Here is a 26,756-nt window from a genome sequence, read left to right as displayed (position 1 = left end):
ACAAGAAAATGACCATTTTTCATGATGAGTCAGTTTTAGAATGGAGGCATCAGGATGAACACAATACGAAGTCAATGGAAAGACATCGTAACGAGTAAAAAATTATTGATTCCCATCATCGCCATTTTGTTTGTCCCGCTTATTTACAGCGGTGTTTTCTTAAAGGCCTATTGGGACCCGTACGGCACAGTTGACCAGCTGCCTGTCGTTGTCGTCAACCAGGACAAAGGAACGACATATGAGGGAGAAAAGCTTCAAATCGGTGATGATCTGGTAAAAGAATTAAAGGATAATAAAAACTTTGACTGGCATTTTTCCAATGATCTCGACCAATCGTTAAAGGACTTATTAAATCAAAAATACTATTTAGTAGTCGAGATTCCAGAAGACTTTTCTAAAAACGCCAGCACTGTAATGGACAAAAATCCGAAAAAACTGGATTTGAAATACCATACGAATGCCGGTTCAAACTATGTAGGCGCAACGATTGGCGAAAAAGCGATTGATAAACTGAAAGCTTCTGTTTCTAAAGCAGTGACCGAGCAATATACGAAAGTGATTTTTGATAACTTTAAAGATATTGCCAAAGGTCTCAGCGACGCGAGCAGCGGAGCGAAAAAAATTGATGACGGCACAAAGGATGCGAAAAACGGAAGCGCCCAGCTGAAAGAAAATCTGGCGAAGCTGAAGGAAAGCACCGCTACCATCAGTGACAAAACAGCGCAGCTTGCAGATGGAGCGGCTCAGGTGACGAGCGGCATCCAATCGCTTGACAGCTCGCTCGGTAAATTCCAGGACAGCAGCAACCAGATTTATGATAAATCTGGCCAGCTTGCGGCAGGATCAGGCAAGCTGACGGGCAAGCTAAATGAACTGAATGCCGGCCTTCAAAAGGTGCAGCAGGGCTTGCCTAATCTGACAAACGGGCTGGATCAGCTCAACAGTAAAGCGCAAGAAGAGTCGGAGAAAGCAGCAAAAGCGGAAAAACTCATAAATGCGCTCGATTTAACACAGCTTGAAACAGCTGTGAACAATCTGGAAAAGTCAGAAACTGCGATGAAGGAATTTAAAAAACAGCTGTCTGACTTTGAAAACAGTTTGAAAAACCGTGATCAGGCATTCAAAAATCTCATCAACTCGAGTGATTTCTTAACAGCAGAGCAAAAAAGCCAGCTGATCAATTCTGTTGAAAACCAGCTTCCGAAAGTTGATGCGCCTGATTTTGATGAAATTTTAAATGGGCTTCCTGCAGCTGATCAGCTGCCTGACATCGCAACGATAAAAAGCTCATTGGAGGATGTGAAAGCGGAGGTTGCCCAGGTGAAGGCATTGCCGGAAGCTACCTCTAAGCTTTATGACGGCGCAAAAGCCACTCAAGACGCGATTGACAAATTAACTGCTGGATCTGAGAAAATATACAATGCGTCACAGCAGGTGACAGATGGCCAAAATAAACTGACAGCCGGCATTGGTGAATATAATAAGCAGTTCGCAAAAGCAAAAGCGGGCTCAGAGCAATTGGTGACAGGAAGCAGCCAAGTATCCGGCGGATTGCTGAAGCTGTTAGACGGGTCTAAACAGGTCCAAAGCGGATCATCAAAACTGGCAGACGGGTCTGCATCACTTGATACAGGTTTAGGCAAGCTATTGGACGGCACAGGACAGCTGTCTAATAAGCTGAATGACGCGGCTGATCAAACAGGGGGTATCAGCGCTGATGATAAAACATACGGTATGTTTGCGGATCCGGTCAAAACTAATGACGACGCGATTCATTCCGTCCCTAACTACGGAACAGGGCTGACGCCTTATATCCTATCAATGGGTTTGTATGTCGGCGGCATTATGCTGACGGTCGTATTCCCGCTGAAAGAAACATCAGGCCGTCCGAGAAACGGATTTGAGTGGTTCTTCAGTAAATTTAATGTCATGATGCTGGTGGGAATCATTCAATCGCTTATTGTGGCGACAGTTCTTCTTCTGGGAATCGGGCTTGAGGTGGAGAGCACATGGAGATTTTACGTGTTTACGATCATTACGAGTCTCGCTTTCCTTGCAATGATTCAATTTTTGGCCACGACGATGGGCAATCCGGGCCGTTTTATTGCAGTCATTATTTTAGTGCTGCAGCTCGGGGCCAGCGGAGGAACCTTCCCGTTAGAATTGCTTCCGAATTTCTATCAGGTGATCCATGGCGCGCTGCCGATGACCTACAGCATAAACGGGTTCAGAGCGGTGATTTCAAACGGAGATTTCGGCTACATGTGGCAGATGGCCGGTGTCTTAATCGGCATTGCTCTAGTCATGATCGCGCTGAGCATTACCTACTTTACGATCTTAAGCCGGAAGGAAGACACTTCAGAAGAACAGCCGGCTTCCTAATGAAAAAGACCTTGTTTCTCAGGAAACAAGGTCTTTTTTGATTTAACATCCCCATTTGATCAGAAGTCCGGTATACGTTAATCCTCCGCCGAAGCCGAAAAGCACCAAGGTTTGGTCTTTTTTCAGCTTCCCGGCTTTCACTGCCAGATCAAGGGCCAAAACAATAGAGACTGAGGATGTATTTCCGTAGTATTCTACACTGGTGAGTGTTTGTTCAATCGGAAACGGTGTTTTTTCACAAATCGATTCGATCATGCGCAAGTTGGCGCTGTGGGGAACAAACCAATCAAGATCATCACGGCTAAGCCCTGCTTTGTGTAAAAGATGATCAAATTCATGGGGAATGGTTCTTGCGGCCCACTTATACACTTCGCGTCCGTTTTGGACCATTTTCCCGGAATCCGCAAGCGGCATGCCGTTGAGTTCGTTCCGCAGTCCTGCCCGGTACAAAATATCCGCGCCTTTTCCATATGTTCCTTGGACGGAGGCGAGGTATCCCGGTGCCTCTTCAGTTCGTTCAATCAATAGTGCGCCCGCAGCATCGCCGAACAGCACGCATGTCGTTCGATCTGTATAATCAGTCACTTTTGACAATGTTTCTCCGGCGATGACGAGAATTTTTTGATGAAGCCCGGATGTAATCAATCCGTTTGCCAAATGGAGACCATATGTCAGTCCTGCGCATGTCGCATTGATATCTAACGCGCCGGTGTTCTCCCAGCCGAAATATTCCTGCACCCGGCAAGCCGTACTCGGAAAGGCATAATCTGCTGTTGTTGTGGCGACGAGAATCATATCCACGTCTTCAAGTGTTCCTTCGTAACGGCTCTCGAGATCTTTGACTGCTTCAATGCATAGGTCTGAAGTGAACTGCTGCTCATCGGCAATCCGCCGTTCTCTCATTCCTGTGCGCTGAACAATCCATTCATCAGACGTATCTACGATTTTTTCCAGATCCGCATTGGTTAAACGCTGGCTCGGCGCATAGGTGCCGATTGCTGTAATGTTTGCTTTTGACATAATAACACAACTCCTTTTATTATCAGATTATAACACTAGATATTAGTATCTGGTGCTAAAAAGAGGATTTTTGATAAAAAAAGAGAAACTGTCAGTAGAAAACCAGAAAAGGAGGAAAAAAATGGTCAGTCAAGGAGCGATAGCCTCTATGATTATTTCCGGGGTTATTGCGTTTTTGTTGCCGATCGGACTGATGATATGGTTTAGGCGAAAGTACAATGCTCCGATTAAGGTGTTTTTTATTGGCGCCCTTACGTTTTTTGTCTTTGCTCAGCTGTTGGAGGGCGGCGTTCATGTTTATGTGCTGCAAATGAATGAAACGACGAAAGAAGTGATGAAGCATCCAGTCTGGTATGCCATTTACGGATGCTTGATGGCCGGGATTTTTGAGGAGTGCGGAAGGTATATCATGATGCGTTTCTTTATGAAGCGCCGTCTTTCTTGGGCGGACGGCCTAGCCTTCGGAGCGGGCCACGGCGGTTTGGAGGCGATATTCATAACCGGCTTGTCCAGCATTACGCTTATCGTGTATGCTTTTGCGATCAATAGCGGCACTTTTGAACAGCTTTTGATGAATCAAGATGTGAAGCAGGCACTTATGCCGATTCAGGCGCAGCTGCTGAATACACCTTCGTATGAATGGCTGCTCGGCGGAATTGAAAGAATCAGCGCGATCTCTGTTCAAATCGGTCTGTCACTGCTTGTGCTGTATACGGTTAAAAGCCGCCGGCCGCTGTTTTTGCTGTATTCGATTCTCTTACACGGGCTGTTTAATGTACCGGCGGTTTTATACCAAAAAGGAGTGATAGAACATGCGGCGGCTGTTGAACTCATCGTTGCTGGGATAGCCGCGGTATCAGTGGTTTGGATTGTAAAGGCAAAAAGGCTGTTTCAATAAAAAATCCAAGCAGCAGTAACAGCCCGCTTGGAAAAATATGAATGAAATATTCGTTTAGGCATGGGTATCAGAATATTTCTGATTCAGTCCTTAGCAATGACAGCAAGAGTGGCAGCGTTTTTTGCAAGAGCAATGTCTTTTCTTTTTCTTCTTTTTCTCGCAAGGGTCATGGCATTCTTTCTCTTTCTTGCAATGGTCGTGGAAATCCTTATCGAACCACTCGTCAAAGAACCAAAAATCATCAAACCAAAAATTACAATGATGTTTCCGTTCCTGTGAATGACGACAGCACATAGATATCCCTCCTCTTCCCATGCTCTCTACAGTATATGCTAGATTGATAGGAAAAGATTGGACGGGTTCAGCGAGAAAAGAGTATATTTTAAATAGAAAATTAAAGGAGGAATGTCCTATGACGTCCGTTCGTAAAACAATGGAGCTGATTAAAGAACTCGTTTCTATCCCAAGTCCGACAGGGAATACATATGAGGTGATCAAATACGTTGAACACCTTTTAAAAGAATGGAAGGTCGAAACGGTTCTGAACCATAAGGGCGGTTTGATTGCCACGCTTCCGGGCCGCGATGCATCCCGCCACCGAATGCTGACGGCGCACGTTGACACCTTGGGCGCGATGGTGAAAGAAATTAAAGCAGACGGCCGGCTGAAAATCGATTTGATCGGCGGTTTCCGCTACAACTCGATCGAAGGGGAGTATTGCCAAATTGAAACGGCTTCGGGGAAAACGTATACGGGCACCATTTTAATGCATCAAACGTCTGTGCACGTGTACAAAGACGCGGGAAAAGCGGAGCGCAATCAAGAGAATATGGAAATCCGCCTGGATGAGCCTGTGCACTCCCGTAAGGATACGGAAGAGCTTGGCATTGGCGTCGGAGATTTTGTTTCGTTTGATCCCCGTGTTGAGATCACATCAAGCGGGTTTATTAAATCACGCCATTTAGATGACAAAGCAAGTGTGGCCTTGTTGCTTCGCTTAATCTATCAAATTCAAATAGAAGACATTGAACTGCCGTATACGACTCATTTTCTGATTTCTAATAATGAAGAAATCGGATACGGCGGGAACTCTAATATTCCTGCTGAAACTGTTGAATACTTGGCGGTGGATATGGGGGCTATCGGTGACGGCCAGGCGACAGACGAATATTCGGTTTCGATTTGTGTGAAGGATTCGAGCGGTCCGTATCATTACCAGCTGAGAAAGCATTTGGTCGATTTAGCTGAAAAGCACCATATTGACTATAAGCTTGATATTTACCCGTATTACGGGTCGGACGCCTCAGCAGCGATCAAATCCGGGCATGATATTGTGCACGGTCTGATCGGGCCGGGAATTGACGCTTCGCACGCTTTTGAGCGCACGCATAAGTCTTCTCTCCGCCATACAGCGAAGCTCCTGTATTATTATGTGCAATCACCGATGGTATAAGAGGGAGAAAACAAATGAAAATCTATGAACTGAAAAGCACTTTCGGCTGGGAAGGCGATGAAGGTCTTGGGGAACAGCTGATCCAGCAAATCCTTGCTGGAGAAAAAACGGCCACCTGCGCGCCGAAATCATTATATTCAAAAGGTGAACTGAGTGATGTATATCAAACAGCGGGACAGCTTGTAACCGTTTATGATAAACATGATCATCCGAGATGCAATATAAAAGTGACAGATGTGTTTGAAACGACCTTTGGAGCGCCTGATATGAGGTTAGTCAAAGGAGAGGGCAACGGAGACCGAATTGATGAATTTCAAGAGGACCATCGAAGAGCATGGGCGGATCTGATCAAAAATGGCGAAATGGAACTGAATGAGGACACTGTTTTGATTACAGAGCTGTTTGAGCTTGTCCAAGATTAAAAAAAGCCTGCGGGGCGTTGAGAATCCCGCAGGCTTTTTGATTAACCGGAAATGGTTGCGTTTTGATCTGCTTTAGATTGGGTCATGACAGCTTCCGCTTTTGCAGGATTAAACATGCCTTCCCATTTAGACATGACAACGGCAGCAAGTGCGTTACCAGTCAGGTTTACAACTGTACGTGCCATGTCCATAATGCGGTCTACACCGGCAATAAAGGCAAGTCCTTCTGCCGGAACACCAATCGTGCTCAGCGTCGCAAGCAAGACGACAAATGAAGTTCCAGGAACGGCAGCCATTCCTTTAGACGTCACCATTAGCACAAGTACTAGCGTTATTTGTTGCCAGATCGACAAATCGATGTGGTACACTTGTGCCAGAAACAGAGCGGCGATAGATTGATAGAGAACGGAGCCGTCTAAGTTAAACGTATATCCAATCGGGATAACGAAAGATACAATACCTTTCGGACAGCCGATTTTCTCCATTTTTTCCATGATGCGCGGAAGAACGGTTTCAGAGCTGGACGTACTGAACGCCAATAAAATTTCGTCCTTCATGTAAGCCAGGAATTTGAAGATGCTGATACCGGCAATTTTTCCGACAATCCCAAAAATGACGATTAAGAAGAAAGCAAGTGCGACATATACCAATCCGACAAGTTTTCCGAGAGATAGAAGAGAACCGAGTCCGAATTTAGAGACAGTAACTCCGATTAGAGCAAAAACCCCGAATGGCGCTACTTTCATCACAAGGTTTACCACATGGAACATCGAATGGGAAACGCCTTCAAAAAAGGCTAATACTGGCTTGCCTCTTTCACCGATCGCGGAAATTCCCAGCGCAAATAGTACGGTAAAGAAGATGATGGCAAGAAGATCCCCTTCGACCAAAGATTGGAAGAAGTTTGTCGGTACAATGTGCAGGAATGTCTCTGCCACTGATTTATTGCTTTGTTCTTTTTCTGTTTCAACATATTGACTGATGTCTGTTTTTTGAGCTTCGTGTATATTAACTCCTGTACCCGGGTGGAAGATGTTTGCAAGGGCTAGTCCGAGAATGATGGCAAAGGTCGTAATGATTTCAAAGTACAGAATTGTTCTGAAGCCTAATTTACCAACTTGCTTTCCATTTCCGGCTCCGGCTACACCGATGATTAAACTGGAGACAACAATAGGAATCACTATCATTTTGATTAAGCGTAAAAAGAGATCCCCGATTGGCTGCAGATAAGTAGGCAGTGCTGGGTTGCCGTACCAAATAACGCCAGCAATAACACCTAGAATAAGTCCAACGAATATTTGCGTGGCTAATCCAAACCTAATTCTTTTCATAGATTACCTCCCAAAAAACAAAGTATCAACATATATCATGAATAGACATATATTTAATCTCACTATTAGATCAAATTATAATAGATAAGAAATAGGTTCGTCTATAGTAAATTATATTTTGAAAATATAGAATATTCGCAAATAGAAAGTGAATCACCAGAATTATCTAAAAACAGGTGAGCTTTGTCCCAACCTGACTATTATTTCAATATAAAGAGAAGTTAGAAGAATGAAGAAAATCTCACACTGTATGTGTGAGATTTTCGCCTCTTTACATATCGCTTACTTTTATACAGTCGTTGCAAATATTACCATAACACTCATGCTGCTCATCAATCTTTTTTCCGCATTCCGCGCACTTTTTCGAAGGCAGGTTTCTAAAAAATTCAGTAATTTTCCCTAGCATAACCAATCCCTCTTTCCCCTTTGTAATGTCTTCATTGTAATATAACAGAAAGTAAAATTCAACATCTGTTTTGATACAATGTTTAAAACATGCTTTTTTTTAGAAAAATGGGTATATTGAAGGAGGATCAATTTTCTTTGAAAAGAAGGAGGACATTATGAAAGTTACAGTTATCGGATGCTACGGCGGTTTTCCGGCCGCAAATGAAGCGACGTCGGGTTACTTGTTTCAATCGGGGGATTTTTCATTGTTAGTGGACTGCGGAAGTGCCGTGTTATCTAAGCTGTTTGGATATGTCCCGGCGGAAAAGCTGGACGCGGTGATTCTGTCTCATTATCACCATGACCATATTGCCGACATCGGGCCGCTGCAATTTGCGAAGCAAGTCGGATCATTCCTCGGCAAAGGAGAGCACTCGCTTCCAATTTACGGACATGATGCTGATATAGAACAGTTTCAAAAGCTTACATATAAAACGCATACGAAAGGGATTGCCTATCAGCCTGATCAGCAGCTGACTGTCGGTCCGTTTACGATCACCTTTTTAAAAACGGTTCACCCGGTGACTTGTTATGCGATGCGGATTACTGACGGCAGCCATACTGTTGTGTATACTGCTGATTCGAGCTATCAGGATTCATTTATTCCGTTTTCGGAAAACGCTGATTTATTGATCTCAGAATGTAATTTTTATGCTGATCAAGACGGGACAAGCGCAGGCCATATGAACAGCTTGGAAGCAGGGCGAATTGCAGAAGAAGCGGGAGCGGGCGAGCTGCTGCTGACCCATCTGCCTCATTTCGGCGTGCATGACAATCTTCGCAAAGAAGCCAAGACCGTTTTTAACGGGAAAGTGAACATTGCGAAATCTGGTTTTGTGTGGGAAGGATAAAGGAGGAGCACCATGTTATTTATTGACAATCAAAATATCAATGATCCGCGGATCAATCTTGCTATCGAGGAGTATTGCCTTAAATATTTAGACCCTGAACAGCCGTATTTGCTTTTTTACGTGAATCAGCCGTCTATCATCATCGGAAAAAATCAAAATACAATAGAAGAAATCAATACAAAGTATGTAGAGGAAAACGGAATTATCGTCGTCCGCCGTTTATCAGGCGGCGGGGCTGTGTATCATGACTTAGGGAATTTAAATTTCAGCTTTATCACGAAGGATGACGGTGAAAGCTTTCATAACTTCAAAAAATTCACTGAGCCGGTGATTCAAGCGTTACATCAGCTCGGAGTTGAAGCGGAATTAAGCGGCCGGAATGATATTGTGGTAAATGGCCGCAAAATATCAGGTAACGCCCAATTTGCCACAAGAGGCCGCATCTTCAGCCATGGCACCCTCATGTTTGATTCAGCCATTGATCATGTTGTATCCGCTTTAAAAGTCAAAAAGGATAAAATTGAATCAAAGGGCATCAAATCAATCAGAAGCCGTGTGGCAAACATCAGTGAGTTTCTTGATGATAAAATGACGACCGAAGATTTCCGCAGTCATTTGCTCAAACATATTTTCAATACAAATCACATTCAAGATGTGCCGGAGTATAAGCTGACTGAAAAAGATTGGGAAGTCATTCACAAAATCTCGGAAGAACGCTATCAAAATTGGGACTGGAACTACGGCCGCTCACCTAAATTTAACCTGAACCACTCGAAGCGTTATCCGGTCGGGTCCATTGATTTGCGTTTGGAAGTAAAAAAAGGGAAAATCGAAGACTGCAAAATTTTCGGCGATTTCTTCGGTGTGGGCGATGTATCGGAAATCGAGAACCTGCTGATTGGAAAACAATATGAGCGCAGTGTGATCGCTGATGCGCTGGCTGATGTGAATCTGAAGCATTATTTTGGGAACATTACGAAAGAAGATTTTCTTGATCTGATTTATTAATGTGAAACACATTTTTTGAAAGGGAATTTGTGTTTTGAAATAATGGAGGCAGGAGGGATTCACATGAAAGTGTTTTTAATCGGAGCGAACGGACAAATCGGACAAAGACTTGTTTCTTTATTCAAAGAGAATGCTGATCATTCCGTCAGAGCGATGGTCAGAAAAGAAGAACAGAAAGCATCTTTGGAAGCGGCCGGCGCGGAAGCTGTGCTAGCAAATCTAGAAGGAAGCCCGGAAGAAATCGCAGCCGCGGCAAAAGGCTGTGACGCGATGATTTTTACAGCGGGCTCCGGGGGCAGCACAGGCTATGATAAAACGCTGCTGGTTGATCTTGACGGAGCGGCAAAAGCAATAGAGGCTGCGGAAATCGCGGGAATCAAACGTTTTATTATGGTCAGCGCCCTGCAGGCCCACCGCCGTGAAAATTGGAATGAGGCACTTAAACCTTATTACGCGGCCAAGCATTATGCTGATATAATTCTGGAATCCAGCGGCTTAGCCTATACGATTATACGTCCGGGAGGCCTTCGCAATGAAGCGGGAACTGGAACGGTTTCCGCAGCCGCAGATCTAGAGCGGGGTGATATATCACGTGATGACGTTGCGGCAGCAGTCATTGCCTCTTTAGATGAAACCAACACGGAAAATCGGGCTTTTGATCTCACTGAAGGAGATACACCGATTGCCGAAGCTTTGAAGAATATATAACAGTACTGACACTCGGGGCTTTTTGCTCTTGAGTGTTTTTTTGTGTTTCTCTATAATGAAAAGGAAAGCTTATCTTCAATAATGAATGACTACTCATTCACTTTAAGGGGTGGGAGAATGAATCTGGTTTCAAAATTAGAAGAGACAGCATCTGAGAAGCCGGACAGCATCGCATGCAGGTTTAGAGATCAAGTCATTACTTACAAGGATCTGAATGACAATATTCAGCGTTTTGCGGACGGTCTTCAGGAAGCGGGTATGGAAAAAGGGGATCACCTTGCTTTGCTGCTTGGCAATTCGCCTGATTTTGTCATCGCATTTTTCGGCGCATTAAAGGCCGGTATTGTGGTGGTGCCGATCAATCCGACGTACACGCCGACAGAAATCGGCTATATGCTGACAAACGGCGATGTCAAAGCAATCGTAGGAGTAGATCAGCTTTTGCCGATTTATGAAAGCATGCACGAATCTTTGCCAAAGGTCGAACTCGTCATGTTATGCCGGACGGGAGAAACTGAGCCGGAAGCTTCAGATCCCGAGGTCAGAATGAAAATGACAACGTTTACAAAAATGTTGCGTCCGACACCCGGTGTTGCACGCCATCCAGAGGTTGTGCCTGATGATACTGCGGTAATTTTATATACGTCAGGAACAACGGGAAAACCGAAAGGCGCGATGCTGACCCACCGGAATTTGTTCAGCAATGCAAACGATGTCGCCGGGTATTTGGGAATGGATGAGAAAGACAATGTGGTTTGCGCTCTTCCGATGTTTCATGTTTTTTGCTTAACTGTCTGCATGAACGCTCCGCTGATGAGCGGCGCATGCGTGCTGATTGAACCGCAGTTCAGCCCCGCATCTGTTTTTAAGCTTGTAAAGCAGCGGCAGGCAACCATTTTTGCCGGCGTGCCTACGATGTATAACTATTTATTCCAGCATGAAGAAGGAAAGGCAGATGATTTTTCTTCTATTCGCCTGTGCATCTCGGGTGGTGCGGCCATGCCGGTCGCGCTGCTTACGGCATTTGAAGAGAAATTCGGCGTTACCATTTTGGAGGGCTACGGGCTTTCGGAAGCATCGCCTGTCACATGCTTTAACCCGTTTGACAGAGGGAGAAAACCAGGCTCCATCGGGACAAGTATTTTGCATGTCGAAAACAAGGTCGTTGATCCGCTCGGCCGAGAGGTCCCTGATCACCAGGTGGGCGAATTGATCGTAAAAGGGCCCAATGTGATGAAGGGCTATTATAATATGCCGATGGAAACGAAGCACGCTTTAAAGGACGGATGGCTTTATACGGGAGACCTGGCAAGGCGGGATGAGGACGGTTATTTTTACATTGTTGACAGGAAAAAAGACATGATTATTGTAGGCGGCTACAATGTGTATCCGCGTGAAGTGGAAGAGGTGCTGTACAGCCATCCGGACGTAAAGGAGGCTGTTGTCATCGGCGTGCCTGATGCTGAAAGCGGCGAAGCGGTAAAGGGATATGTCGTACCGAAACGGTCTGGTGTCACAGAAGAAGAAATGATGGCGCATTGCGAAAAACATCTGGCAAAATACAAACGGCCTGCCGCGATCATCTTTCTTGATGAGATTCCGAAAAATGCGACCGGCAAAATGCTCAGACGGGCGCTCAAAGATATGCTGCCTCATTAATGTGAAAAAAGCGAAGCCAGTGAGCTTCGCTTTTTTCATTGTTAATCCTTTGCTTCTTTTTTAATGATCGTTTGCAGCGCTTTGGTATCGTTTCGCGTTAATTTGTAATACGTGCCGTCTTTTAAAAAAATGGCCTGCTGGCTGTCGTTAATCCATAATCTGAATGAGTCAAATCTGTCTTTATGAAATTTAATCGTGCCTTCGTAATCAGGAGCTGATGTTTTTTCCGTTTTCAGCTGCTTTCCCTGATTCATAATGTCCAGCATATCTTTGACGTGCTGTCTTTTTTCGATTTCAATATTTTTCCGCCCGTCTGAAGACAGGGTGATCAATTCCGCATCAACCGATTGATATACATCGCCTGACCGGCTGTAAAGGTAGAAAAATGCAATAAACACAAGACCGATAACCACGATGGCTGCTACTATTTTTTTCATCTGCATCACTCCAAACATTTGCTAGTTTCTCCAGCAAAGGGCGATTCCATGCGAAAAAGTCCGAACTCACAGCTTGGTTCTAAGAAATTGAATTTATGATTACAATAGAAGTAATGGGTCTAGATGTGAGGAGTGAGGCGTTATGCGCAAGTGGGTTGCGGGTGCAGGGCTTGCATATGTGCTGTATGGGCTTTTTTTCTATTGGTATTTCTTTATGTCCGGTGATTCCGCTGTGCCGGAGGCCGTGAAAGGAACACAGGCTGACCCGGCTTCTTTCATGAAGCCGTCTCAATTGACTGTCGCCGAACAGTATTCTGACGTGAAGAACTTTTTATTTTTTATCAGTATTCCTCTTGATTGGTTTCTGTTTTTTGTATTGCTGATCAGCGGTGTTTCAAAGAAAATCAAGCAATGGATGGAAGCAGCTGTGCGTTTTCGTTTTTTGCAGATCATCGGTTTTGTGTTTGTGCTTTCGTTGATCACGGCTCTGGTGACACTGCCTTTGGATTGGATAGGCTATCAGGTATCGCTTGATTACAATATTTCGACGCAGACAGCCTCCAGCTGGGCTAAAGATCAAGTCATTGATTTTTGGATCAGTTTTCCGATCTTTACGCTTTGCGTGCTGGTGTTTTATTGGCTGATCAAAAAGCATGAAAAAAAATGGTGGTTTTACGCCTGGCTGTTAACAGTGCCGTTTTCGCTGTTTCTGTTTTTTATTCAGCCGGTGATTATTGATCCTTTATACAATGATTTTTATCCGCTGAAAAACAAAGAGCTGGAAAGCAAAATTTTAGCACTGGCCGAAGAAGCCGATATTCCGGCTGATCATGTGTATGAAGTGAATATGTCAGAGAAAACAAACGCGCTTAATGCCTATGTGACAGGAATTGGGGCCAATAAGCGGATTGTTCTATGGGATACGACGCTGAATAAACTCGATGATTCGGAAATTCTCTTTATTATGGGGCACGAAATGGGCCATTATGTCATGAAGCACGTGTATATCGGATTGGCCGGCTATTTAATCGTGTCGCTAGCGGGATTTTATATGGTTGATAAGCTTTACAAGCGGGGGGTACGCTTTGCACGAAATCTGTTTCATGTAGAGGGCCGGCGTGATCTTGCGGCATTGCCGCTGTTATTGCTTATCGTGTCTGTTTTGAGTTTTGCGGTTACGCCTCTTTCTAATGCCGTTTCCCGTTATCAGGAGAATAAGGCAGACCAATATGGAATTGAGCTGACAGGGGACAGCGAAGCCGCAGTCAGAACGTTTCAGGATTTGGCTGTTACGGGGCTGAGCCAGGTTGATCCGCCTTTTCTCGTGAAACTTTTCAGAGGGAGCCACCCTTCGATCATGGAGCGGATTCAACATGCGGAAACCGATGAAAATACGTCAGAACACCCGGCCTCAGAACAGGGGGCCGATTAATAAAAAAGAAGCAGGTATGGAGTGGCCTGCTTCTTTTTTATCTTATTGTGCAGCTGCTTGTACGTTGATTAACCCTTTTCCATAGTAGAAAGAGCTTCCAAGGTATGTTGCAGTGCTTTCTAAACGATCACGGACTTGCGCGTTTGACCAAGTCGGATGTTTAGAAAGGATTAAAGCTGCTGCTCCGGCAACGTGAGGAGTCGCCATTGAGGTTCCGTTGTAAGAGCCGTATGTGCCGCCAGGAAGTGTGCTTTGGATCGACACGCCGGGAGCCATAACGTCAAGCTCAGAACCTGCGCTTGAGAATGAAGCTCTTTGGTTGCTGCTGTTTACTGCGCCTACTGCAATAGTAGAAGGATATTTTGCAGGGTAGCCGACTGTGCTTGTGCTGCCTGAACTTCCTTCGTTTCCGGCTGCGGCAACAACGACGATACCGCTTGCAACCGCTTTATCGACTACTGTTTTCAACGCTGTAGACCCAGAAGGTCCGCCAAGACTCATGTTGATGACATCCATGTTGTTAGAAATCGCCCATTCAATACCGTTAATAATCCAGCTGTATTGGCCGCTTCCAGTAGAATCAAGAACTTTTACTGCATATAATGATGCGCTAGGCGCTACGCCCAGAACACCAATTGTGTTATTAAGAGCGGCAACAGTACCGGCTACATGCGTGCCGTGAGAACTGCCGTCTTGGTATGGGTTTGTTTCAGAAGGTACGAAGCTTGCTCCGCCTCGAACGTTTAAGTCAGGATGAGAAGAGTCAATTCCGCTGTCGATGACAGCTACTTTTACATTAGAGCCTGTGTAGCCTTGAGAGTGAAGAGCCGGCGCTTTAATTTGAGAAATGCCGTAAGGAACAGATTGCGCATATTCATGTGCAACATGATCTTCTTCCACATAAGCAACACTCGGATCTTTTTTCAGTTCTTTTACAGCTTTTTCATCCAATGTTGCTGCGGCTGCATTTACATACTTAAATTGCTTTTGAACGTTCCCGCCTTTTTCAGAAATAACATCTTTTTTCTTGGCGGTGCTCATAGCTCCCATTGTCTGTTTGAACCCGACAATGTACTTCTTTTCTTCACTGTTTTTTCCGGCAGCCTGTGCAGACATGTTGCTGAATGCCATCGAAAAGATTAGTGTGAACGCAAACAACAAGCTGATCCACAATTTTTTGCTTCTCACTCTTTACCCTCTCCTTTACAATTTCAGAGCAGCCTATTAATAGACTATTCTGTGAATTTATTGTAATAGATTGGATGCTATTTTAGTAGACCCATTTTTTTGAGATTGTTTTATTTCTATTTAGGTATATCATCTCTCGTTATTTCTATAGAGACTCGAAATAACTGCATTCATACAGAAAAGAACGAAAATAGACATGAGTAAATAATCATTATGTTGAAATTTCATGTTTTTTCAGGTTAAATCCTCCCGCGACCAGAAAAAAACCTGTCGAATAAATCAGTTCCATTGACCTGCATTTTTTTCTATGAGATCAATGGATATTATCGTGATATTTTTTTCATGCATGCTGAAAAAAGTATTCTGATCAATATGGTTTACAGAAAATTCTATTAAATATAAAATATAATTCTTAACAGCATATAGAGAGAAGGAAACGAGATGAACATTCGTCAAGCTTTACCAGCAGATGCGGCAGCTATAGCACCGCTGTTTAATCAGTATCGGGAATTTTATAAGCAGGCGTCGGATCTGGAAGGAGCGGATGCTTTTTTGAAAGCACGCCTGGAAAATGAAGAGTCTGTTATTTTTATCGCAGAAGAAAATGGGGAATTTATAGGTTTTACACAGCTTTATCCTGCCTTTTCTTCCGTGGCTATGAAAAGAATCTACATATTAAATGATTTATTCGTCGCTTCTTCTGTACGAAAAAAGGGAGTTGGCGGGCGGCTGCTTTCCGCTGCAAAGGATTATGCCGCGGAAAACGGAGCGAAATGTTTAAAGCTGCAGACGGAACACCACAACCGGACGGCAAGAAGTTTATATGAGCAAAACGGCTATGAAGAGGAAACCGCATTTGTGCATTACAGCCTTAATGTGCCGGAGAAGTGAAAATAGAGGCCTCATGATTTGGTTTTTTGGCCGATGTTCGGTTACGATAAAAATGAAAAGGAGTGTGCCGAATGTCAACGTTATTTCAAGCATTGCTGGCAGAAAAAAATGCAGATGATGTTTCAGTCAATATCAAAACCATATCAACAGAGGATTTGCCGAAAGACGGCGTGCTGATTAAAACAGCATATTCAGGTATCAACTACAAAGACGGCTTGGCCGGAAAAGCGGGCGGCAATATTGTGAGAGAATATCCGCTTATTTTAGGCATTGATGCCGCAGGTACGGTTGTCTCTTCAAATGATCCGCGTTTTGCCGAAGGGGATGAAGTCATTGCGACAAGCTATGAGCTTGGTGTCACACGTCATGGCGGATTAAGCGAATATGTTTCAGTGCCTGGCGACTGGCTGGTGCCTTTGCCAAAGAACCTTTCGCTGCAGGAAGCGATGGCGTACGGAACGGCGGGGTTTACAGCGGCGTTATCTGTGCACCGTCTTGAACAGAACGGACTCTCTCCTGAAAAAGGGAGCGTGCTTGTCACCGGAGCAACCGGCGGTGTCGGCGGAATTGCAATAACGATGCTCAGCAAACGCGGCTATAACGTGGTCGCAAGCACAGGAAACCGAGAGGCGGCTGACTATTTGAAGCAGCTCGGTGCTGATGAAGTAATCAGCAGGGAAGATGTCTATGACGGTAAACGTAAGGCGCTGTCCAAGCAGCAATGGCAAGGAGCTGTTGATCCTGTCGGCGGGAAGCAGCTTGCCTCGCTTTTAAGCAAAATCCAATATGGCGGATCTGTCGCGGTGAGCGGTCTAACAGGCGGGGGAGAGGTTCCTGCAACGGTGTATCCGTTTATTCTTCGCGGAGTCAGCCTGCTGGGGATAGACTCAGTCTATTGTCCAATGGATCTTAGAGCGGCGGTTTGGGAGCGCATGGCATCCGATCTTAAGCCTGAACAGCTTCTGACAATCATAGACAAGGAAGTCTCGTTAACAGAAGCACCTGATGCGCTAAAAGATATTTTGCAAAATCACATTCAAGGAAGAGTCCTTGTAAAACTGTAAAATGAGAAGTTTCAGCTTGCAGAAAAAACGATGCTTTTTCTGCAAGCTTTTTTGTTTGATTCTAGAATATGCAAGTGCATCCAATGCTTCCGTATTTTAAACGTTCCTTTGATGTGAAACTTTCTATACTGATTTTCAATAATAATAGTGATAATGATTATCATTCCGTGTTATACTATCTTTTGGACATCTTAATCGAGAAACTACATACAGGAGAGATTGGAATGTTATGAAAAAAACACTGATTATTCTTACAGTTTTACTTCTTTCTGTTTTGACTGCGGCTTGTTCTTCTTCAGCCGGCCATCAAAACAGTGAAGAAAATAAAGCAGCGGTAACACATGATTTAGGGAAAACGAACGTGCCTGAGCATCCGAAGCGGGTCGTTGTGCTTGAGCTTGGCTTTATCGACACTTTGCTTGATCTCGGCATTACGCCTGTTGGAGTGGCGGATGACAATAAAGCAAAGCAGCTGATCAACAAGGATGTACTGAAAAAAATTGACGGCTACACATCTGTCGGCACACGGTCGCAGCCAAGCATGGAAAAAATCGCTTCGCTAAAACCGGATTTGATTATTGCAGACACGACCCGTCATAAGAAGATATATGATCAGCTGAAAAAAATCGCACCGACGATCGCGCTTCATAATTTAAATGCTGATTATCAGGATACAATTGACGCTTCTCTTACCATTGCCAAAGCAGTCGGCAAAGAGAAGGAAATGGAGAAAAAGCTGACAGCGCATGAAGAAAAAGTGAATGAAACAAAGAGAAAGATCAGTGCGAACAGCCAATCTGTGCTTTTGATTGGAAATACAAATGATACGATTATGGCCAGAGATGAAAATTTCTTCACATCGAGACTTTTAACACAAGTCGGCTATCAATATGCGATCAGCACGTCCGATAACAAAAAAACCGGTAATGGCGGCGACTCTGTGAACATGAAAATGACACTTGAGCAGCTGCTGAAAACAGACCCGGATGTAATCATAATGATGACAGGAAAAACAGACAACATTGACGCGGACGGCAAACGCCCGATCGAAAAAAATGTTCTGTGGAAGAAGCTGAAGGCAGTGAAAAACGGACATGTGTACCATGTTGACCGTCAGGTATGGTCTCTGCGCCGCAGTGTAGACGGAGCGAATGCGATTTTAGATGAGCTTCAAAATGATATGACAGCAGAAAATAAATAAGAAAAGACAGGCAAACGCCTGTCTTTTCTTATTGAATAAAACCGGATAAATGGCTATTGATGTTATAATCTTTAATTTTCCATTTTTCTTCTGCAAATTCAATGTTGCTGAGGCAGGCATTGACAAGGCGCGTATTTTGAAGCTCGGCATCACCGCCGGAAATCTCTGTCAGCAGTGCGTGAATCGCTGCGCCATGCGCGACAATGAGCACCTTTTGATTTGGATGTGCGCGGTTTACTTTCACCAATCCGCCCATCAGCCTGTCCGTGAGCTCTTTTAGCGTTTCCATGTTTGGATAGTTCTTGTCCGGATAGCGCTTTGTCCGTTCTTCAAGCGGCATGCCCTCCGCGTCCCCGTAATCACGCTCCTTAAAGTCATCCATCTCGACGATAGGAAGATTGAGGTATTCATTAATAATGTCCGCGGTTCTTCTGGCTCTTTTCAGCGGGCTGGTGACAATGATATCCCAAGAAAAATCTTTTAAGTATTCTCCGGTTTCTTTTGCTTGGCGTTCGCCTGTCGCGTTTAGCGGGATATCTGTTTTCCCTTGGCATTTTTGCTGCAGGTTCCAATCGGTTTCTCCGTGTCTTACTAAGCAAACGGCTGTCATAAAATCCCCTTCCTGACTTTGATCTTATCGCTATTATACTAAATCAGAGGCATGCATCCTATGAAAAAGCCTATGCCAAAACCTCAAATAATAAAGCCAAGCCGATTCCGCCACCGCTTCCGATGGCGGCGACAGCATATTGACAGCCTGTCCGTCTCTGCGCTTCATAAAACAATCTGGTGACCAGTGCCGCCCCGGAAGCGCCGTAAGGATGGCCGAGAGCTAATGCGCCGCCCCGCACATTGATCTTCGCATAGGGAATGCCAAGTTCTTGTGAGCAGACACATATTTTAACGGCAAAGGCTTCGTTGATTTCGTATAAGCCGATATCATCAGTCGTCAACGCGTTTGCAGCTAAAAGCTTTTTGATCGCTTCAACCGGCGCGGCGGACGGATAGTTGGGATGAATGCCGCTAAGGGCGCTTCCGATAAAGCGCAGCACAGGTTTATAGCCGAGGGATGCAGCTTTTTTCTCTTCCATGACAAGGAGTGCAGCAGCTCCATCTGAAATGCCGCTGCTATTGGCGGCTGTAACCGTTCCGGAGCTGGTGTCAAACACCGGCTTTGCACGAGATATGATCGCTTTCATCGGCCGTCTTTTCAGAAAAGCTTCGTCTGTTTCCAACTCCCCGAGAGGAACAATCTCTTCACGGTACAATCCTTCGGTATGAGCACTCCAACTGCGTTGATAGCTGAGAAGCGCGTATTCGTCCTGCATGCTTCTTGGGATGGCATAGCGTGCTGCTGTATATTCGGCCGCCATGCCCATATCGGGATCACCAACAGTGTCTGGCGAAAAGCGGGCTCTTTCTGAAAAAGGCGATCGGCTGCTGCTTTCTGCGCCGCCTGCGATATAAATGTTTCCGGCACCCGCTTTGATAAGATTGCATGCGGAACGCACTGCTTCAAGCCCGGAGCCGCATTGTCTGTCAATCGTCATGCCGGGAACAGATAAAGGAAGTCCAGCTTGAAGTGCTGACAGCCGGGCGAGATTACCGCCTCTGCCAGTGGCGTTTCCCAAAATCACCTCGTCAATTTGATTCTCTAACTTTCGGCCGAGACAGCTGATGAGAGGAGCGGCCAAATCCTCCGGCAGAAACTGCTTCAGCAGACCGTTTTCTTTTCCGAAAATCGTTCGTTTTGCATCTGCAATAACCGCATTCAATCCACCATACCCCGCAGCCATTTTTTTACGCTGGAACGGGCAATTTTGCCGCTGCTTGTTTCCGGCATACTGTCTGTAAACACCCATTTTTTCGGGATTTTGTAGGATGCCAGTTTCTGCTTGCACCAGGCTTTCAGCTTTTTGGCGTCTGTATTCCCGCAAATGACGGCCGCGGGGATTTCTCCCCAATACTCGTCTGGAATGCCCGCCACAGCTGCTTTTTCAACCTCTGGGCAGGAGAGAAGCACGCGCTCAACTTCTTCAGGGAAAATATTTAATCCGCCATATACGATCATCCCGTTTTCCCGTCCTGCTATGTACAGAAATCCATCTTCATCAACATAGCCCATGTCATCTACTGTCATCCATTCCGGTTGATCTGGTGTGCGGCTGTTTACATAGCCTGAGAACTTCATCGGGCTTTTGACGAATATTTTCCCTATTTCCGCTGGCTGACAGAGGTCCCCGGCGGCGCTGCGGATCTCTATGCGGACATTATGAAAAGGGCGGCCCGCTGAATGAGGTTTTCGTTTGCTGTCTTCTGGTGAGAGATACGCAACAAAGCTAAGCTCAGATGTGCCGTAAAAATCATACAGCTTCAAATGAGGCCATTTGGATGCAAGCTTCTCCTTGGATGCTGCCGGCCAGTCCGCTCCCGAAGAAATGATTTTAACGGAACTGTCAGGGAAAGCGTGAATGTTGGCGAGGGCATCTGTCATTGTCGGTACGGTATAGAGTACGCTGATGGATTGCTGTGTTAGCCACTCCTTCGTTTGAGCGGGAATGAATTTTTTATGCAAACAAACGGTTCCCCCGAGATACAGAGTGCTGACAGCACCGTATAAAAAGTGAGAGGACAGTAATGTTCCCGGAATCAAAACTTTGTCATTTGAAGAGACCAAAAAATCAGTTTTTGTACAATGAAAGCTTTCAACCCAAGAACGATGAGAGCGCGTAAATGCTTTCGGCTTGCCTGTTGAGCCTGACGTAAAGCCCATATAAAAGGGAAGCTCCGGGTCAACGGCTGGGACCGGGGCAGCGGATGCCTCAGCGATATGCGCCATACAGTCTTCCAGCCAAACTACGGGTGTCAGACAATCTGTCAGTTTGTTTTTAAAAAGAGATGAAGCCACCACAAAATCAGCACCGCTTAATGCCAGCCGCTCACCGCATTCAGCGGCACTCCAGCGTGTATCAATGGGAACCGCCGTACATCCGGCCGCGGCAGCTCCGGCAAACAGCTGTAAAAATGCAAGGCTGTTTGGGAGCAGGATGGCTACACGTTTTGGAACGTTTGGCTGCGCCCGCAGCCAATTGGCAGTTTGGGTAACGAGCCGGTTCCAATCCCGATATGTAATATGTTCAGATTCAGTCTGGATCGCAATCCGGCTTGGATTTTTATTGGCAAAGGATAGATAAGTATGTGTAATGGTCACAGAATGTCAGCCTCCTTTTGTATACATCGTATCAGAAAGAGACAAGGCTTGGGTGATCTTAATGGCAAGCAGCGCAGATGCTGCCGCTTTTAATAAATCGCCGGGCACAAATGAAAGACTTATAAAACCAGCCTGTAACAGATCAATATGCATGATAAAAGCCTGTACAGGAATGCCAAGCAGGTAAATAAAGATGATGCCGAACACAATATGAATGAAAAAGAGACGGAACACTGTCACCTTACGCAGTCTGTGAACAGCTAGGCTGATCAGCCACGAGGCGAACGGATAAGCGATCAGAAAACCCGCGCTCGGTCCGAAAAAAACGCCAAACCCGCCGCGGCCGCCGGGCAATAGCGGCGCTCCAAAGGCGACGAGCAGCAAAAAGACAAGCTGGCTTAAAAAAGCGGCTTTTGGTCTGAGAATACTGCCGGCCAGCATGACACCGAGCGTCTGCAGTGTAATGGGAACAGGTGTAAAGGATAAGAAAAGAGGGGGGATAAACCCAAGCACTGCCATCAGTGCAGTAAAGATTGCAATGTGCATCATGTCTAGTAATTTCATATGAAATCCTCCAACTAACGAATAAAATATGGTTATACAATAAATGCAGACAGTTTTTATGTCAACTTAATTTTAATAAAGGTTTACAAATGAGGTGTGAAAAAACCGGCCCTTCGGTCGGCCGGTTTTTGATGATTATTCTTCTGTAAGAATGACAAGCGAATCAACAGAAGCAGCCACATGAGAAACGGCGCGGCTGACCTCCTGGAGCCCCCCGAGAAAGGCCTGCAGATCGACGTCAATTTTTCCTGATTGTTCTTTGCTGACTTTCATGCTGTGAACGATTTCATCGAATAAACGGTTAATTTGTGTCATTTTTTCTTTGCTTTCGCTGACAAGCCCGTTCACGTCTTTGATATGCTTCGACACGATGTTGATTTGTGTATTGGTGTTGTTCACAAGCTCGGACACTGTAGATACGGTTTTTTTCGTATCTTCAGACAGCTTTCGCACCTCATTGGCCACAACGGCAAAGCCTTTGCCGTGTTCGCCTGCACGGGCTGATTCAATAGATGCGTTTAGCGACAGAAGATTCGTTTGTTCGGCGATGCCTGTGACGATGCCGAAGATTTTTTCAATTTGCTGTGCGATTTCATCCAGCTTGACCATTTCTTTTTCGATTTGGACGAGGCTTGTATCGATTTGGTTCATCTGTTTTTGCTGGATTTCAAGCTCTTTTTTCCCGCCGATCGACTTTTCTTCAACGGTGCTGGATGTCACTGTGCCGGCTTTGGATGCTTCGGAAATGCCTTCAGATTTGTCAACAAGCTCTTGAACGGATCGGCTCGTTTCTGAAAACAGATTTGCGATCGACCCGGAGGTTTCTTGGATTCTCTGATGCAGAAGATTTTTCCTTTCTTCTTGTTCATCGCGGGTTTGGTTGTACTCAGCTTGAAACGCTTCAAGGACAAGCTGCTGTTCTAAGTTCAAGATTTTAGTTGTCGCTTTGATTGCTTTCAGCAGTTCCTGGTGATCTGTAATTGCTTTTTCATAAATGTCAATCATTGATAGAAGCAATTCCTGAAACGCCCCCATGTACCATTTTGGCAGAAGGCCGATTCGTAAATGGATAGAAGCAATTTTATTTCGTTTTTCAATAAATTCATCATCAATGACACCGGCAAACATTTCTTGAATATGCCGTTTTAACGTTTGTTTTAAGCGGTCAACTGAGCTGTGGTCGTTAATGATATCCATTAATGAGCGTTCATGATCAAGATTTTTATAGAAAGCGTCAACTATGTAGACAATGTTTTCTTGTATTAAGGGCTGCAGCTCTTGCAGCACGTGCAGCTCTGGATCTCCCAGTCTGACCATTTTGAGCTGTTTTTTCACATCTGAGAACTTGTTTGTGAGCTGAATGCGGTTTTTTTGCTGGTCGTTTGAATTTGAAAAATAAACCGTTTCTTTTTTTCTATCTTTTTTAAATAACAATACAGTGATCCCCCTTGGGAAAATATAATTTTATCTTTTGGCTTTTTAAGCCTTTTTCTTTTTTATCGGTCAAGGGAAGCACGAATGAAGACGGCAGATAGAAATTATTTATAAAAAAACCGTTCAGTTATATGAACGGTTTAATCAAGGTCAATTTGTTTTAGTGGTTTGATGGCCGGTCCTTCGACTACCTCGCCAGTTGGTTTAAAGCGAGATCCGTGGCACGGACAATCCCATGTGCGCTCTCCGTCGTTCCATTCCACTTCACAGCCCAAATGGGTGCAGGTTGTATCAACGAGATGCAGGCAGCCCGTTTCATCTCTGAATGCCCCCGCGCGTCTGCCGTTAATGGTGACGGCTTTTCCTTCACCTGGCGTGATCTCTTCAAACTCGACGTCCGGTTTTTCAAGCTTCCCTTTAATGAAATGCTTAGCCACATCTGCATTGTAAGAAATCACCTTTTGTAAGCCGGGATTCAGATGAAAACGAGACGGTGTAAAAATGCTCTCATATGGATTGTCTTTTTTCTCCACAAGGTCTGACAAAAGCTGAGCTGCGACAGCTGATGATGTCATGCCCCATTTTTTGAAGCCGGTCGCAACGAGAATATTGTCTTCATTTTCAGACATAGGCCCGATGAATGGAATTTTATCAATGGTCACGAGATCCTGTGTAGACCAGTAATAGGGAATGCTTTCGATTCCAATTGTGCTTTCTGCCAATTGTCTCAGCGTTTCGTAATGGGTCGACATGTCTTTGCCTTGGCCTGTTTTATGGCTTACTCCGCTGAAGAGAATCAGCTTTTCTCCGTTTGCAATGGTGTAGCGAAGCGCAACTGACGGCTGGTCTATACTTAAATACATGCCCTCAGGATAGTCGATCTTCGGCTTGACGGCGAGGACATAGGATCTGTCAGAATACATTCTTGTTGCATATAAGCCGCCCCCGTCATAAAAAGGGAAATGGGAGCAGCATACGATAAATCGGCTTTTAATGGCGTGCCGGCTTTTTGTAACAACTTCAGGCATTTCTCCTTTTTTAATATCAAGCGCAACAGTCTCTTCATAAATCCGTCCGCCCTTTTGCACGATCTGATCAAGGAGCCCGGTTAAAAAGTGAAGCGGGTGAAATTGGGCCTGATTCTTCATCACGAGCGCCAGCTTAGAGCCGACGGGAAGGGGGAGATCTTTTACGAGGTCTCTCTCAATCCCGAGTTTTGTGTATGCCTCATGCTCAGTGCGGATTTTTTGTACAGCATCTTCACTTGTTGTGTAAAGGTAAGCGTCTTGTTCGGTCCATTCGCAATCGATCTGAAGTTCATCAACAATTCCTTTTATATAATCAATTGCATTCTGGTTCGCTTCATAATAAAGCCTTGCGTGGTTCAGTCCGAAATTGCGGATAAATTCATCATAAATCATGTCGTGCTGCGCTGTAATTTTTGCCGTTGTGTGGGTCGTTGTGCCATTGAGAACCTGATTCGCTTCAATCAGAACGACACGGAGGCCTCTTTTGGACAGCTCATAGGCCGTCGTGATTCCTGTAATGCCTCCTCCAATAATGGTGACATCACATTCCGTATCTTCTTGCAGCGCCGGAAAAGAAGGCAAGTCCGCCGATGTTCTCCAATATGTTTCGGGAGCTTCTTTTGAAAAAGGTTGATTAGCCAAACCATTGTACCTCCAATATCATTTATTCTTAATTTTTCCATTTTCTATCTTTTCATACATAGGAAGCAGGGTTTGTTCATACCATAATAGGGTTGAAAAGGAGTGATTGCATTGGCGAATGAGAAAAAGAAAACATTGCCGCCGCAGCATCAGGACCAGCAGCCGGGATTCGAATATCTGATGGATCCCCGTCCGGTATTTGATAAGCCGAAGAAGGCAAAAAAACTAGCGGGCAAAACGGCCATTATTACAGGCGGAGACAGCGGGATCGGACGCGCTGTATCGGTGTTATTCGCAAAAGAAGGGGCGAATGTGGTCATTGTGTATTTTAATGAACATCAGGACGCCGAAGAAACAAAGGAGTATGTAGAGAAAGAAGGGGTGAAGTGCCTGCTGATTGCAGGAGATGTCGGAGATGAAGCCTTTTGTAATGAAGTAGTAAGACAGGCCAGCCAGGCTTTTCCAACCATAGATATTTTGGTTAATAATGCCGCTGAGCAGCATGTGCAGCCGAGCATTGAAAAAATCACTAGCCATCAGCTGATCAGAACCTTCCAGACGAACATTTTCTCTATGTTTTATTTAACGAAGGCTGTGCTGCCTCATTTGAAAAAAGGAAGCAGTATTATCAATACAGCATCGATCACCGCGTACAAAGGCAATAAAACATTGATCGATTACTCAGCGACGAAAGGAGCCATTGTCACTTTTACGAGATCCCTTTCCCAATCGCTTGTTCAGCAAGGCATTCGAGTCAATGCGGTTGCGCCGGGGCCAATCTGGACACCGCTCATTCCGGCCAGCTTTGCTGCAAAAGATGTGGAAGTGTTTGGTTCGGATGTGCCGATGGAACGGCCGGGCCAGCCGGTGGAAGTGGCGCCGAGCTATTTATATCTTGCCAGCGATGATTCCACTTACGTCACCGGCCAGACCATTCATGTCAACGGGGGAACGATTGTAAATGGGTAATTAAAAAAGCCAATCCTTAAGGATTGGCTTATTCGCTCTGTTTGAGCGCTGCATATTCTTTAGAGAGCGTAAGAAACGCATCTTTATCTTTTTCGTCCAAGGCTTTGTTGATTTGGTCAGTCAGCATGGTCAACCGACGCTTAAACAAGGATTCATCGAGCACCATTTGAATGTAAATATCCATCATTGTTCCATCAAATTCTTTTGTTTTTTGCGTGTTGCGGGACTTCATGAGCTCAGTGTACGACTTTTTCTCTTTCATAAAGAATCCCCCCAATGCCTTTTTTATAGTATATGGATAACGGTCGAAAAAATCAATAAATTTTTATAATCTTTAGACAACTAACACTTGGCAATCTATCGACATATCCTGCGAAATGCTGTGATCTGAGATCATGCAGTAAAATAAAATCGGTTTATTACTAGTAAAATAGAACTAAAAAATATAAATAAAAGATAATTTTAGTTCATTTGTTAAAAAATACTGTTGTTTTATAAATGCAGATGATAGATTAT

Annotated in this window: 25 protein-coding genes and 1 pseudogene; 13 read left to right on the top strand and 13 right to left on the bottom strand. The window is 44.8% G+C overall.

Annotation, left to right across the window (positions count from 1 at the left end; genetic code table 11):
- Positions 1 to 54: 54 nt before the first annotated feature.
- The gene (locus tag M1D69_RS15630) at positions 55 to 2,382 is read left to right on the top strand and encodes a YhgE/Pip family protein (RefSeq protein ID WP_458105569.1); all 2,328 of its coding nucleotides are present in this window, start codon (positions 55 to 57) and stop codon (positions 2,380 to 2,382) included.
- A 42-nt stretch (positions 2,383 to 2,424) separates the two neighbouring features.
- Here M1D69_RS15630 and fabHB read toward each other — a convergent pair whose 3' ends face one another.
- Positions 2,425 to 3,402, bottom strand: a complete 978-nt coding sequence (gene fabHB, locus M1D69_RS15625) for a beta-ketoacyl-ACP synthase III FabHB (protein WP_458105570.1) — start codon at positions 3,400 to 3,402, stop codon at positions 2,425 to 2,427.
- A 121-nt stretch (positions 3,403 to 3,523) separates the two neighbouring features.
- Between fabHB and M1D69_RS15620 the strand changes: the two genes are divergently transcribed.
- The 3 genes from M1D69_RS15620 (at position 3,524) to M1D69_RS15610 (ending at position 6,175) form a co-directional block, all read left to right on the top strand.
- Positions 3,524 to 4,300 carry a YhfC family intramembrane metalloprotease gene (locus tag M1D69_RS15620; protein WP_458105571.1) on the top strand — a complete coding sequence of 259 codons (777 nt, stop codon included), beginning with the start codon at positions 3,524 to 3,526 and terminating at the stop codon, positions 4,298 to 4,300.
- Positions 4,301 to 4,712: 412 nt separating this feature from the next.
- Positions 4,713 to 5,753 (top strand): M42 family metallopeptidase, encoded by a 1,041-nt coding sequence (locus M1D69_RS15615; protein ID WP_458105572.1) that lies wholly within the window; start codon positions 4,713 to 4,715, stop codon positions 5,751 to 5,753.
- A gap of 14 nt (positions 5,754 to 5,767) precedes the next feature.
- Positions 5,768 to 6,175, top strand: a complete 408-nt coding sequence (locus tag M1D69_RS15610; protein WP_458105573.1) for an ASCH domain-containing protein — start codon at positions 5,768 to 5,770, stop codon at positions 6,173 to 6,175.
- A 41-nt stretch (positions 6,176 to 6,216) separates the two neighbouring features.
- On the opposite strand, the gene gltT is transcribed toward M1D69_RS15610, so the two are convergent.
- Together gltT and yhfH are read right to left on the bottom strand one after the other, a co-directional pair.
- Positions 6,217 to 7,506: a glutamate/proton symporter GltT gene (gltT, locus tag M1D69_RS15605; RefSeq protein ID WP_044156533.1), complete on the bottom strand. Its 1,290-nt coding sequence runs from the start codon at positions 7,504 to 7,506 to the stop codon at positions 6,217 to 6,219.
- A gap of 271 nt (positions 7,507 to 7,777) precedes the next feature.
- Positions 7,778 to 7,912 carry a protein YhfH gene (gene yhfH / locus M1D69_RS15600; RefSeq protein ID WP_024120799.1) on the bottom strand — a complete coding sequence of 45 codons (135 nt, stop codon included), beginning with the start codon at positions 7,910 to 7,912 and terminating at the stop codon, positions 7,778 to 7,780.
- A 157-nt stretch (positions 7,913 to 8,069) separates the two neighbouring features.
- Here yhfH and M1D69_RS15595 point away from each other — a divergent pair, with 157 nt between their 5' ends.
- From M1D69_RS15595 to M1D69_RS15580, 4 genes are all read left to right on the top strand, one after another.
- Positions 8,070 to 8,804, top strand: a complete 735-nt coding sequence (locus M1D69_RS15595; protein WP_326210056.1) for an MBL fold metallo-hydrolase — start codon at positions 8,070 to 8,072, stop codon at positions 8,802 to 8,804.
- A 12-nt stretch (positions 8,805 to 8,816) separates the two neighbouring features.
- Entirely contained in the window at positions 8,817 to 9,812 is a 996-nt protein-coding gene (gene lplJ / locus M1D69_RS15590) for a lipoate--protein ligase LplJ (RefSeq protein WP_458105574.1), read from the top strand.
- A 63-nt stretch (positions 9,813 to 9,875) separates the two neighbouring features.
- Positions 9,876 to 10,520: an SDR family oxidoreductase gene (locus M1D69_RS15585; protein WP_458105575.1), complete on the top strand. Its 645-nt coding sequence runs from the start codon at positions 9,876 to 9,878 to the stop codon at positions 10,518 to 10,520.
- Positions 10,521 to 10,637: 117 nt separating this feature from the next.
- Entirely contained in the window at positions 10,638 to 12,179 is a 1,542-nt protein-coding gene (locus tag M1D69_RS15580; protein ID WP_458105576.1) for a fatty acid--CoA ligase family protein, read from the top strand.
- A gap of 41 nt (positions 12,180 to 12,220) precedes the next feature.
- Here the strand turns inward: M1D69_RS15580 and M1D69_RS15575 are convergent, their stop codons facing one another.
- On the bottom strand, positions 12,221 to 12,616 hold the full coding sequence (locus tag M1D69_RS15575) for a hypothetical protein (RefSeq protein ID WP_458105577.1): 396 nt from the start codon (positions 12,614 to 12,616) through the stop codon (positions 12,221 to 12,223).
- Positions 12,617 to 12,758: 142 nt separating this feature from the next.
- Here M1D69_RS15575 and M1D69_RS15570 point away from each other — a divergent pair, with 142 nt between their 5' ends.
- A complete protein-coding gene (locus M1D69_RS15570) occupies positions 12,759 to 14,048 on the top strand; it encodes a M48 family metallopeptidase (protein WP_458105578.1) in 1,290 nt (429 codons plus the stop codon).
- 42 nt (positions 14,049 to 14,090) lie between these two features.
- On the opposite strand, the gene aprE is transcribed toward M1D69_RS15570, so the two are convergent.
- A complete protein-coding gene (gene aprE, locus M1D69_RS15565; protein ID WP_458105579.1) occupies positions 14,091 to 15,236 on the bottom strand; it encodes a subtilisin AprE in 1,146 nt (381 codons plus the stop codon).
- A 441-nt stretch (positions 15,237 to 15,677) separates the two neighbouring features.
- On the opposite strand from aprE, the gene M1D69_RS15560 reads away from it, so the two are divergent.
- The 3 genes from M1D69_RS15560 (at position 15,678) to M1D69_RS15550 (ending at position 18,392) form a co-directional block, all read left to right on the top strand.
- Positions 15,678 to 16,127 (top strand): N-acetyltransferase family protein, encoded by a 450-nt coding sequence (locus tag M1D69_RS15560; RefSeq protein WP_458105580.1) that lies wholly within the window; start codon positions 15,678 to 15,680, stop codon positions 16,125 to 16,127.
- 71 nt (positions 16,128 to 16,198) lie between these two features.
- Positions 16,199 to 17,191, top strand: coding sequence for an NADPH:quinone oxidoreductase family protein (locus M1D69_RS15555; RefSeq protein WP_458105581.1), 993 nt, complete (start codon positions 16,199 to 16,201; stop codon positions 17,189 to 17,191).
- A 229-nt stretch (positions 17,192 to 17,420) separates the two neighbouring features.
- Positions 17,421 to 18,392 (top strand): ABC transporter substrate-binding protein, encoded by a 972-nt coding sequence (locus M1D69_RS15550; RefSeq protein WP_458105582.1) that lies wholly within the window; start codon positions 17,421 to 17,423, stop codon positions 18,390 to 18,392.
- 28 nt (positions 18,393 to 18,420) lie between these two features.
- Here the strand turns inward: M1D69_RS15550 and M1D69_RS15545 are convergent, their stop codons facing one another.
- The 7 genes and pseudogenes from M1D69_RS15545 to M1D69_RS15515 form a co-directional block, all read right to left on the bottom strand.
- The gene (locus tag M1D69_RS15545) at positions 18,421 to 19,002 is read right to left on the bottom strand and encodes a histidine phosphatase family protein (RefSeq protein WP_458105583.1); all 582 of its coding nucleotides are present in this window, start codon (positions 19,000 to 19,002) and stop codon (positions 18,421 to 18,423) included.
- 70 nt (positions 19,003 to 19,072) lie between these two features.
- Positions 19,073 to 20,167 (bottom strand): acetyl-CoA C-acyltransferase, encoded by a 1,095-nt coding sequence (locus M1D69_RS15540; RefSeq protein ID WP_458105584.1) that lies wholly within the window; start codon positions 20,165 to 20,167, stop codon positions 19,073 to 19,075.
- The gene (locus M1D69_RS15535; protein WP_458105585.1) at positions 20,164 to 21,603 is read right to left on the bottom strand and encodes an acyl-CoA synthetase; all 1,440 of its coding nucleotides are present in this window, start codon (positions 21,601 to 21,603) and stop codon (positions 20,164 to 20,166) included. The genes M1D69_RS15540 and M1D69_RS15535 overlap by 4 nt, the downstream gene beginning before the upstream one ends.
- A 6-nt stretch (positions 21,604 to 21,609) precedes the next feature.
- Positions 21,610 to 22,167, bottom strand: a complete 558-nt coding sequence (locus M1D69_RS15530) for a biotin transporter BioY (protein WP_059293099.1) — start codon at positions 22,165 to 22,167, stop codon at positions 21,610 to 21,612.
- A 135-nt stretch (positions 22,168 to 22,302) separates the two neighbouring features.
- On the bottom strand, positions 22,303 to 23,097 hold the full coding sequence (locus M1D69_RS15525; RefSeq protein WP_372588344.1) for a methyl-accepting chemotaxis protein: 795 nt from the start codon (positions 23,095 to 23,097) through the stop codon (positions 22,303 to 22,305).
- A 12-nt stretch (positions 23,098 to 23,109) separates the two neighbouring features.
- Positions 23,110 to 23,484: pseudogene (locus M1D69_RS15520) on the bottom strand (protoglobin domain-containing protein); the annotation flags it as partial.
- Between the two features lie 257 nt (positions 23,485 to 23,741).
- The gene (locus tag M1D69_RS15515; protein WP_458105586.1) at positions 23,742 to 25,271 is read right to left on the bottom strand and encodes an FAD-dependent oxidoreductase; all 1,530 of its coding nucleotides are present in this window, start codon (positions 25,269 to 25,271) and stop codon (positions 23,742 to 23,744) included.
- 111 nt (positions 25,272 to 25,382) lie between these two features.
- On the opposite strand from M1D69_RS15515, the gene M1D69_RS15510 reads away from it, so the two are divergent.
- A complete protein-coding gene (locus M1D69_RS15510) occupies positions 25,383 to 26,240 on the top strand; it encodes an SDR family oxidoreductase (protein WP_059293097.1) in 858 nt (285 codons plus the stop codon).
- A 28-nt stretch (positions 26,241 to 26,268) separates the two neighbouring features.
- On the opposite strand, the gene M1D69_RS15505 is transcribed toward M1D69_RS15510, so the two are convergent.
- A complete protein-coding gene (locus M1D69_RS15505; RefSeq protein ID WP_044156508.1) occupies positions 26,269 to 26,502 on the bottom strand; it encodes an IDEAL domain-containing protein in 234 nt (77 codons plus the stop codon).
- Positions 26,503 to 26,756: the final 254 nt, after the last annotated feature.

It is taken from the genome of Bacillus sp. PK3-037 (assembly GCF_054161355.1).
This window is presented reverse-complemented; position numbering and strand designations above follow the sequence as displayed.